Annotated in this window: 6 protein-coding genes; 4 read left to right on the top strand and 2 right to left on the bottom strand. The window is 59.1% G+C overall.

Annotated features, from left to right (window positions below; translation table 11 throughout):
* Positions 1 to 29: 29 nt before the first annotated feature.
* Positions 30 to 971, bottom strand: coding sequence for a YihY/virulence factor BrkB family protein (locus AC6I6H_RS09100; RefSeq protein WP_497953435.1), 942 nt, complete (start codon positions 969 to 971; stop codon positions 30 to 32).
* 236 nt (positions 972 to 1207) lie between these two features.
* Between AC6I6H_RS09100 and AC6I6H_RS09095 the strand changes: the two genes are divergently transcribed.
* The 4 genes from AC6I6H_RS09095 (at position 1208) to AC6I6H_RS09080 (ending at position 5300) form a co-directional block, all read left to right on the top strand.
* Positions 1208 to 2386 carry an MGDG synthase family glycosyltransferase gene (locus AC6I6H_RS09095; protein WP_497953434.1) on the top strand — a complete coding sequence of 393 codons (1179 nt, stop codon included), beginning with the start codon at positions 1208 to 1210 and terminating at the stop codon, positions 2384 to 2386.
* Positions 2387 to 2420: 34 nt separating this feature from the next.
* Positions 2421 to 3695, top strand: a complete 1275-nt coding sequence (locus tag AC6I6H_RS09090; protein WP_497953433.1) for a polysaccharide deacetylase family protein — start codon at positions 2421 to 2423, stop codon at positions 3693 to 3695.
* A 169-nt stretch (positions 3696 to 3864) separates the two neighbouring features.
* Positions 3865 to 4632: an NAD-dependent epimerase/dehydratase family protein gene (locus tag AC6I6H_RS09085; RefSeq protein WP_497953432.1), complete on the top strand. Its 768-nt coding sequence runs from the start codon at positions 3865 to 3867 to the stop codon at positions 4630 to 4632.
* The gene (locus AC6I6H_RS09080; protein ID WP_497953431.1) at positions 4629 to 5300 is read left to right on the top strand and encodes a thiamine diphosphokinase; all 672 of its coding nucleotides are present in this window, start codon (positions 4629 to 4631) and stop codon (positions 5298 to 5300) included. Before AC6I6H_RS09085 ends, AC6I6H_RS09080 begins: the two co-directional genes overlap by 4 nt.
* Positions 5301 to 5852: 552 nt before the next feature.
* Here AC6I6H_RS09080 and AC6I6H_RS09075 read toward each other — a convergent pair.
* Positions 5853 to 6146, bottom strand: a complete 294-nt coding sequence (locus AC6I6H_RS09075) for a hypothetical protein (protein WP_497953430.1) — start codon at positions 6144 to 6146, stop codon at positions 5853 to 5855.
* Positions 6147 to 6193 lie beyond the last annotated feature (47 nt).

Raw genomic sequence — 6193 nt, 5'->3', positions numbered from 1 at the left:
CTGCTTGCCGCGCACCGCTTCGATCTCCCTCAGCGAGCTTTTTCCTGCTTGCCATACAGCGGTTTGATCTCCTTGGGCGGCCGGTTGCGGTCGTCCTTTTTCCCGATGAACGGCAGCTTCACCGAAAACCGTTTGCAAGCAGCGCGCGACCGTCCTTCCCGGTCGAAGTGCAACGTGGCGTTGATCTCGCCGCCGAGCACAATAATCATGCTGCTCAGGTAAAGCCAGATCAGCAGGACGATGATCCCGCCGAGGCTCCCGTAGGTTTTGGTGTAATTGGCGAAATTGTTCACGTAAAACGAGAAGCCGACCGAGGTGATGATCCACCCGAACGTCGTAAACAGCGCGCCAGGCATTACCTCTTTGAATTTCAGCCGCTTGTTCGGAATATACTTGTACAACAGCGTAAAGACGGTCGCCATCACGGCGAGCGGAAGCACATATTTGGCGATGCTCCAGATGGTATCGAACCAGTCGGGCAGCATGAACAGCGCGAACAGCTGCTCCCCGATCCATTTTCCAAAAATCAGCATAAAAAAGGTCAGCAGAATGGAAACGGCCAACAGGAGCGTAGCCAGAACGGAAAGCCCTTTGACCATCCAGTACGGCCGGGTTTCCTCTTCGTCATAGGCTTTGTTCAGCGCCTTCATGATGGCGTCGACGCCTTTGGAAGCCGACCAGATCGTGGCCAGCATACCGACGGAAAGGAGCGCCTGGCTGCGCGACGCCTGGATTTCCTCCAGCACCGAGCGCAGCGAATCATGCGAGGATTGCGGGAGCACGGTCCCCAGGCTTTCGATAATCTGCTGCGGCGAAAGCGTAGTGAAGCTGACCATCGCGATCAGAAAAATCAGAAACGGGAAGATCGAAAGGATCAAGTAGTAGGTCAGCTGGGCGCCCATTGCGGGCACTTCGTCGTCCTGGTAGCGGCAGTACAGGTTTTCGGCAAAACGCTTCAGTTTTCCGCCCATTGACGGCCCCCCTCCCTTATTTGGGTCTCGCCCGGACCTCGGTCCGGGGTTCGGTACCACTACTTAACCGATGCCCAAAACCGTGAATCAAGGAAGAAGGCTCACAAAATGCGGCAAATCAGGAGAGTCTAGACTGCCGGCGGTACAAAAAAGGGGACGAATCGTATAAAATGAAGGGAGGAAAAAAGAGAGACAACCACGGACGGCAGCAAATTAGCGGAATGCGAGGGGTTATTATGGATTCCGGCAGAACGCCTACGATCTTGATCCTTTCCGGCGATCTCGGGGACGGGCACAACCAGGCTGCGGAAGCGATCGCGGAGGCCGCGCAGCTGCACGGCAACGGCACGCGAGCGGTCATCCGGAACTTTTCCGCGGTCGTTCACCCCCGGCTCCATCCTGTCGCGCGTTATGCGTATTCCAAATGGATCACGGCGTTTCCCTGGGTATACGGCTATCTGTTTCAAAAGACGCGCGGCGAAAACGCGTTTTCGCACTTGTTCAAGAAAACAAAATTCTATGCGCTGCACCGGCTGGAACGGCTGGTGCGCGACGTTCGGCCCTCCGTCGTCGTGACGACCTTTCCGGCCGCCGCCGCGGGCATTTCCATGCTGAAGGAGCACGGGCTCGCCGATCTCCCCGCCGTGACGGTGATCACCGATCACACCGATCACAGCTACTGGCTGCATCCGTACACGGACCGTTACATCGTCGCTTCCGAACAGGTCCGCGGGCACCTGCTTCACCATGGCGTTCCTGGCGCGCAGATCGACGTCACCGGCATCCCGATCCGTTCGCGTTTTGCGGAGCCGTTTGACCGGGCGAAGCTGCGGGAGAAGCTGGGGCTTGAGCGGGACCGCCCGGTCGTTCTTCTGATGGGCGGCGGACTTGGAATTATTGCAAAAGAATGTTCCGCAATGCTGTCGTCGAATGATATACTGGTAGCAGCACAGTTTGTGATGATTTGCGGCCGAAACCGCAAGCTGTACCGGCAGCTGAACCGGGAGGCTTCCGCGCAATCCGGCGGCGTCACCGTAACGGGCTTCGTGGACAATATTCACGAATGGATGGCGGCCGCCGATTTGCTGATTACCAAGCCCGGCGGGCTCACGACCTCGGAGGCGCTCGCCATGGAGCTGCCGATGCTGCTCTATAAGCCGCTGCCGGGCCAGGAACGGGACAATTCGGCCTTCCTCACGGAGACCGGAACCGCCCTTCAGGCCGACAGCGCGGAAGAGTTGACCGACCTGCTTCGTCTGATGCTCGGCAGTCCCGAGCTCCTTCGCTCCCTGCGCCGCAACGCGGCGGTCTGGCAGCGAAAAAACGCATCCCTCATGGCGCTCGACGCCATTTTGAAAACGGAGGACAGCCTTCCCCCGCATGAGCTGCAGGACGTTTTTTGCGTCCGGGCGTGAAACACTTTTTTACGTCAAGGAGGAACAGACCCACATGAAAGAAAAACTGGTTTGGGGAAGCCTGGTGTTTATCGCCATTTACATGCTGCTTCCCTGGATCTTGACGAGAATGCTCGGTTACGGCGTCATCCGGAGAGGCGGCAAGGGACAAATCGCGCTCACCTTCGACGACGGGCCCGATCCGGAATACACTCCGAAGCTTCTCGACTTGCTCCGGGAGCATGACATCCGGGCAACTTTTTTTGTTCTTGGCGCCAAAGCCGAAAAACACCCCGAGCTTATCAAGCGCATGCATGAGGAAGGGCATCAGCTCGGGATTCACAATTACAGCCATTTTTCCAACTGGCTAATGAGCCCGCGCCGGGTCCGCAACGGCCACGTCGACCGTTCGGCGGACATTGTGGAGCGGATCACCGGCGAGCGTCCGGCCTTTTACCGTCCCCCGTGGGGCATCATGAACATTTTCGATTTCCGGCTCAAAAAAAATTATCAGATCGTTCTGTGGTCGCTGATGGCCCATGACTGGAGCAGCCGGATCGGACGCACCGACCTGAAGCAGCGCCTTGCCACCCAGGTCAGCGACGGCTCTGTCATTCTGCTTCACGACAGCGGCGAAACGTTCGGCGCCGACCGGGACGCGCCCAATTACATGCTGCAAGCTTTGTCCGAGGTGCTGGGCGAGTACAAAGACAAACAGTATTCGTTTGTCCGGGTCGATCAGCTGATCCGCCAAACGCCCGCCGGCCGGTTCAAAGGACTGCTGACCCGCTTGTGGCTGCTGTACGAGAAGGGCTTCGTCAAGCTGTTCCATATCGTTCCCGTTGATCCCGACAACACCTTCCTGCAAATTCGCATCCGCGAATATACGGACAGCGAACCGCTTGCGCTCGCAGACGGGGAACGGTTTGTCAAAGGAGACCGGATCGTCGAGCTGCACCTGAACAACGACTCGTTGGTGCAGCTTGGCCGCACGAGCCGCAACTCCACCCATTTGGCCATTCAAATGATCCGGCAAATCCGGGAACTGCTTCCGCAAATATCCCGGCTGCTGAAAACCGATCCCGCTTACCGCAACGTAAAAGGGCTGTATGGCGTCACCTTGATTAACCGCGGACCGGAACAGCTCGGCTTTACGGTTTGCGACCTTCCGAAAGGGCCGTTCTCATTTTTCAGTAAGTACTACCTCCGTTTGCTGATGTATGTGATTCACCCGGAGGGCGGCAAGCGGCTGAAAACCAAAACGGACTTGCTGATCCCGAAAATCATCGCCATCTCGGCAAAAGAATTGGAAAACCGTTATGCAGCCTGAGTACGACATTCGCGGGCGGTGTTCATCCGCCTGTTTCTCTCCCCGCCCCTTCGCTTCCGCGAACGGGGCGGGTTTTTTGCGTTATCGGCTGCCGGCGGACCGGTGGATTTTTCGGCGCATTCGATCTATTCTTAAAGGAAATGCTGATGAAGAGAAAGGAAGGCAACCGATGTCCAAGGACATACAGACCGGCGGAAGCACCGCCCTTCTGTTGGGCGCGAGCGGACTGGTCGGCAGCCGGCTGGCGGCGCTTCTGGTTCGCGACGGGGCGTACCGTTCCGTTACGGCGCTCGTTCGCCGCCCTCTGTCGCCCGGCCTTCCCGGGCTGAGGGAAGTGGAAACGGATTTTAATGCGCTGGAGAAGGAGCGCCTGCATTTCGCTGCGCATGACGTGTTTTGCTGTTTGGGCACCACCATTAAGAAGGCCGGCACGCGGGAAGCCTTTTCCCGGGTCGATCTTGATTACCCCCTCACCGCAGCCCGACTTGCGGCGGAAGAAGGCGCCCGCTCGTTCCACGTGATCTCGTCTCTGGGGGCTTCCGTCCGTTCTCCCTTCTTCTACAGCCGGGTCAAAGGGCAAATGGAAGCGGGGACGGCGCAGGCCGGACCGGCCGAGGTTCACATTTACCGCCCGTCCCTCCTGCTCGGAGAGCGTGCCGATAGCCGCTTTGGCGAGGAAGCCGCGGCCAAGCTGGCCAAACGGCTGCCGTTTCTGTTTGCCGGCCCGTTTGCCAAGTACCGGGCGATTCCGGGCGAGCTGGTCGCCAAGGCAATGCTTGCGGGAGCCCTTGGGCTTGAGCTTGGGCGTGAAGGTTCGGCGGCGAGGCCGGCTGATCAAACGGGGTTGTCCACCCGGGACGTTTTGTTCGTTCACGAAGGCTTGGATTTGTTCCGTTTGGCGGAACGCTACGATGAAAACAGGAGAGAATTGACATGACTACGGAAGGCAAAGCTCCGTCCCGCGAAGGACGGATTGTGATTTTTACCGGCGGCGGACTGGGCGGCTGGGCGCTGGACCTGATCCGGCCGGATGACCGGCTGTTCGGCGCCGACCGGGGGGCCTGGTTTCTGGTCAAGCACGGCCTCGTTCCCGACCTGTCGATCGGCGACTTTGATTCGGTCGCCTCGGAGGAACGCGACCGCGTTATCGCGGCGAGCCGGCGCTACGAGGAATGCGATGCGGTGATGAAGGATTACACGGATACGGAAATGGCGGTGGAACGCGCGCTTTCGGAGAATCCGGCGGAAATTTTGCTGCTCGGGGCCCTCGGCAGCCGGTTCGATCATGCGCTGGCGAACGTTCATTTGCTCGCAAAGTGCCGGGAACGCGGCGTGCTCTGCCGCATTGCCGACAAGCAAAACGAGCTTCTTGCCATAACGGAGGGCCGCACCGCGCTTGACCGGCAGGAGCGGTTCACCCATGTTTCGCTGCTTCCGCTGACCTGGTCGGTAACGGGCATCACGCTGACCGGCTTCCGCTATCCGCTGCACGACGCCACGCTGACGATCGGCCAGTCGCTGGGCATCAGCAACGTGCTGGAGGAACCCACCGGCTTTATCGAGGTAGGCGGCGGCATGCTGCTGGTGGTGCAGAGCGCCGACTAAGGAGCCGACTTCGGAGGCTTTTTCACGCTTGGCCATGGAGGATGGCGGGAAATCGCGGGCTGCGGGTCTTCGCTTCCTTCTTCCGATCGCTGTTGTTTTCGGGGGCCTCATCAGAAAAAGACTCGGCGGATGGCCCCCGAAAACAAAGGCGAACGCTGGCGCTTCTCCAGAAGGAACCGGACCCTCCGCNGCGGGAAATCGCGGGCTGCGGGTCTTCGCTTCCTTCTTCCGATCGCTGTTGTTTTCGGGGGCCTCATCAGAAAAAGACTCGGCGGATGGCCCCGGAAAACAAAGGCGAACGCTGGCGCTTCTCCAGAAGGAACCGGACCCTCCGCCCGCTTTTCCCGCCGCTGCTGGGGCTCGGCCGCTTGACTCGCGGCCTCCTGGAAGCAAGGCGCCAATGCAAGGCCGGCGCTTCCGGGCAGAAAACACATGCGGGAAATCGCGGGCTGCGGGTCTTCGCTTCCTTCTTCCAAACTAAAAAGAACCCTCGCTCCCGCTCGGCGGCGGGCGAAGGTTCTTTTCGTTTGGGCGGCTGTCCCTGCGTTACGGTTACACCAGGTGGATGACCCGGGTGACGTTTTCGGGGTAGCTCAGCTTGATGACGTGTTTGGTTTCGTCGTAAGCAACGGCGCCTTCTCCCAGGCTGATCGAGCCTTCCGTGCCCAGCCCGTAAAAAAGATCGTCCGCCATCGTGCGGATGCATTCCGTTTGTTCCTCCGGAGCCAGCGCGTTCCATTCGTCTTCTTCCATATAGAAGAATTCGTAGCAGCCCCTTATTTCCCGGATCGCCGCCGTAAGATCGGCAATGATGTCGTTGTACTCCCGCGCGAATTTTACTCCCATGGCCATCCCTGCTTTCCTTGGCGGTATGCGTTATTCCCATTATAGCC

This window comes from Gorillibacterium sp. sgz306347 (genome assembly GCF_059735245.1).
The sequence above is the reverse complement of the archived record's forward strand: the minus strand, read 5'-3'. Positions and strand labels throughout refer to the sequence as shown.

Coding starts and splice junctions, on each gene's coding strand:
- AC6I6H_RS09075 (WP_497953430.1), bottom strand. CDS start 6,146: ATGGGAGTAAAATTCGCGCGGGAGTACAACGACATCATTGCCGATCTT.
- AC6I6H_RS09085 (WP_497953432.1), top strand. CDS start 3,865: ATGTCCAAGGACATACAGACCGGCGGAAGCACCGCCCTTCTGTTGGGC.
- AC6I6H_RS09100 (WP_497953435.1), bottom strand. CDS start 971: ATGGGCGGAAAACTGAAGCGTTTTGCCGAAAACCTGTACTGCCGCTAC.
- AC6I6H_RS09080 (WP_497953431.1), top strand. CDS start 4,629: ATGACTACGGAAGGCAAAGCTCCGTCCCGCGAAGGACGGATTGTGATT.
- AC6I6H_RS09090 (WP_497953433.1), top strand. CDS start 2,421: ATGAAAGAAAAACTGGTTTGGGGAAGCCTGGTGTTTATCGCCATTTAC.
- AC6I6H_RS09095 (WP_497953434.1), top strand. CDS start 1,208: ATGGATTCCGGCAGAACGCCTACGATCTTGATCCTTTCCGGCGATCTC.